A 2,359-nucleotide genomic window follows, 5' to 3' on the forward strand; every position below is an offset into this window, starting at 1 on the left:
TCGTAGAAGAACTTGCCGGGGTATTTGCGATTGGCACCGATCCCACCTACCACGGCGGCCAAGTGGATCACGATATCAGGTTGGGAATCCTCGTACATCCGGATGATGGCTTCTTTTTCCCGGAGGTCGTACTCACGACTGCGCGGAACAAAGATATGGCGGCATCCTCGCTCCCTGAGCTTTTCAACTACATAGGATCCGAGAAACCCCGCCCCACCAGTTACAGTAACCCGCTTGTTTTCCCAAAAACTCATGTACCCTCCGATCTAGGTTATCCTCCTCGGAGAAGTTCCGTAAGCCGCTCCACGGAAATCCCAGCCTTTCTCAGGATCCCTCTAAGCGTTCCCGGCTTCAACGTTTTACCTTTGTGTACAGGAACAGGAAAGGTAACCGTCTCCCCTGCGATTAATTTTCTTACCTACACGTGACTCCCTCGTCGCCTTACAACCTCAAATCCCTCCCTCTGTAAAGCTTTTATCCAGTTCATCTCCCGTAATCCGGGGCAGTTTAGGCATTGATTTGTAAAGTGAGTGCCCTACGCTCTACCTTTTTCAGCTTAAGATTTTGAAGCCCGGTTTCCTCGATGTGAAGCTGAGCAGCTTCCTTTAGGTTGGCAAGAGCATCTTCAACGTCCTCCCCCTGAGTATAGATATCAAGCTCAGGGCAATACACGGTGTAGCCGCCTTCATCCTCCTCAATCAATTCTGCCGTGATCTCGATAGTCCGCTTTTCCATCCTCTCCCTCCCTAAGCTATTCGATCCCTCGCCGTGCATTTTCATAGACAGCTTTGACGCTGTTATCCCACTGGTGCCACCCCGTGAACTTTTCTTCCAAAATCCTCTTGCCCTCTCCCGGTGGCGTCAGTCCGATGGCCTCCATGTCGGCGTCAACCATGATCCTTACCAGTTCTCTAAAAGTAATCTTGGGTTCCCAGCCCAGCTCCCTCTTCGCCTTCGTAGCATCTGCTAATAGAACCTCTACTTCGGTGGGCCGGAAATACCTGGGGTCGATCTCCACATATTCTTGCCAGTCCAAGTCCACGTAGGCAAAAGCCTCTTCCAGAAACTCTTGGACAGAATGCGCCTCACCCGTTCCAATGACGTAATCATCAGGTTTCTCTTGTTGAAGCATGAGCCACATTGCCTCGACATACTCGGGGGCATAGCCCCAGTCGCGCTTAGCTTTAAGGTTCCCTAAATAGAGTTTCTTCTGGTTGCCTGCGATGATGTTGGCAATGGCCCGCGTGATCTTGCGGGTGACGAAGGTCTCACCACGCCTGGGCGACTCGTGGTTAAACAGAATGCCGTTGCAGGCAAACAAGCCGTAACCCTCGCGGTAGTTCACCGTCATCCAGTAGGCATAGACCTTGGCGCACGCGTAGGGACTGCGGGGCATGAAAGGCGTGTTCTCGTTTTGTGGCGGGGGAGCGGCGCCGAACATCTCCGAGGAGCTCGCCTGGTAGAACTTTGTTTTTATCCCGCTCCGACGGATCGCCTCCAGGATCCTGGTAGTACCCAAACCGGTAACATCCCCAGTGTATTCAGGCATGTCAAAGCTCACCCGGACGTGGCTCTGTGCTCCGAGATGATAGACCTCATCCGGCTTCACGTTGTAAATCAGGTTTGTCAACTGCTCCCCGTTGGTCAGATCTCCATAATGCAGGAAAAGCCGTGCGCCGGGCTCATGGGGATCCTGATAGATATGATCGATCCGGTCGGTATTGAAGGTGCTGGCCCGACGGATGAGGCCGTGGACTTCATAGCCCTTGGCCAGCAAGAGCTCAGCTAAATAGGAACCGTCCTGGCCGGTTATTCCCGTGATCAATGCTTTCTTCATGGTTTCTCTCTCCCCCAGTGAAATAAAACATCCTCAGCTTTCTGCAGCGAGAGCAAGGTTTTTCAAGGAGACCTTTCCCTCCTTAATCCCTGGGACCAACTCACTTGCATCTAGCACCTCGATCGCTACAATGCGTTCTCCTGGTCCGATGTCCACGGCCACCTGATCGTTAAGGCGGATCACCTCACACTCTACCCTCTCTTTAACAAACCGGATGGTTAGGGCGTCAACGGACGGATCATAGACAATCTCCATGTTTTCTCACCTCCCTTAGAAATAGTATACAAACACCGTCACCACAACCAGCCTGTTAGGCTCTTCCGCAACGACAGGAACCACTTGTTTGACGGCATAGTGCTTACCACGCCAGTGTCCGTTAAAGGTGAAGTTCTTCCGGAACATGAGCCGTCCTTTACGTGCCGGCTCAGGGCTCCCAGTGCGAATGGCCGCTTTGACTTCGCTTTCTGTAGCTCCACGATCCAGCATCTTCTCTCGGGCATGGGAGCTGAACTCAATCGGCTT

The 2,359-nt window shown here is 52.7% G+C and carries 5 protein-coding genes and 1 pseudogene; all 6 read right to left on the minus strand.

Translation table 11 applies throughout. From position 1 onward, the window contains the following. Positions 1-254 (minus strand): NAD-dependent epimerase/dehydratase family protein (locus tag J7J33_00455; GenBank protein ID MCD6167768.1); only part of this gene is annotated, 254 nt, incomplete at its 3' end. 17 nt (positions 255-271) lie between these two features. Beyond that, positions 272-515 (minus strand): annotated as a pseudogene (locus tag J7J33_00460) (type II toxin-antitoxin system HicA family toxin). Beyond that, positions 508-735, minus strand: a complete 228-nt coding sequence (locus J7J33_00465) for a type II toxin-antitoxin system HicB family antitoxin (protein MCD6167769.1) — start codon at positions 733-735, stop codon at positions 508-510. The pseudogene J7J33_00460 and the gene J7J33_00465 overlap by 8 nt, the downstream one beginning before the upstream one ends. A gap of 16 nt (positions 736-751) precedes the next feature. Continuing rightward, positions 752-1,837 (minus strand): GDP-mannose 4,6-dehydratase, encoded by a 1,086-nt coding sequence (gmd, locus tag J7J33_00470; protein ID MCD6167770.1) that lies wholly within the window; start codon positions 1,835-1,837, stop codon positions 752-754. A gap of 33 nt (positions 1,838-1,870) precedes the next feature. Next, entirely contained in the window at positions 1,871-2,092 is a 222-nt protein-coding gene (locus J7J33_00475) for a DUF2283 domain-containing protein (GenBank protein ID MCD6167771.1), read from the minus strand. Between the two features lie 15 nt (positions 2,093-2,107). After that, positions 2,108-2,323: a hypothetical protein gene (locus J7J33_00480; protein MCD6167772.1), complete on the minus strand. Its 216-nt coding sequence runs from the start codon at positions 2,321-2,323 to the stop codon at positions 2,108-2,110. Positions 2,324-2,359: the final 36 nt, after the last annotated feature.

The sequence above is a fragment of the Caldisericia bacterium genome (assembly GCA_021158845.1).
Lineage (GTDB): Bacteria > Caldisericota > Caldisericia > B22-G15 > B22-G15 > B22-G15.

Coding starts and splice junctions, on each gene's coding strand:
- J7J33_00480 (MCD6167772.1), bottom strand. CDS start 2,323: ATGCTGGATCGTGGAGCTACAGAAAGCGAAGTCAAAGCGGCCATTCGC.
- J7J33_00475 (MCD6167771.1), bottom strand. CDS start 2,092: ATGGAGATTGTCTATGATCCGTCCGTTGACGCCCTAACCATCCGGTTT.
- gmd (MCD6167770.1), bottom strand. CDS start 1,837: ATGAAGAAAGCATTGATCACGGGAATAACCGGCCAGGACGGTTCCTAT.
- J7J33_00465 (MCD6167769.1), bottom strand. CDS start 735: ATGGAAAAGCGGACTATCGAGATCACGGCAGAATTGATTGAGGAGGAT.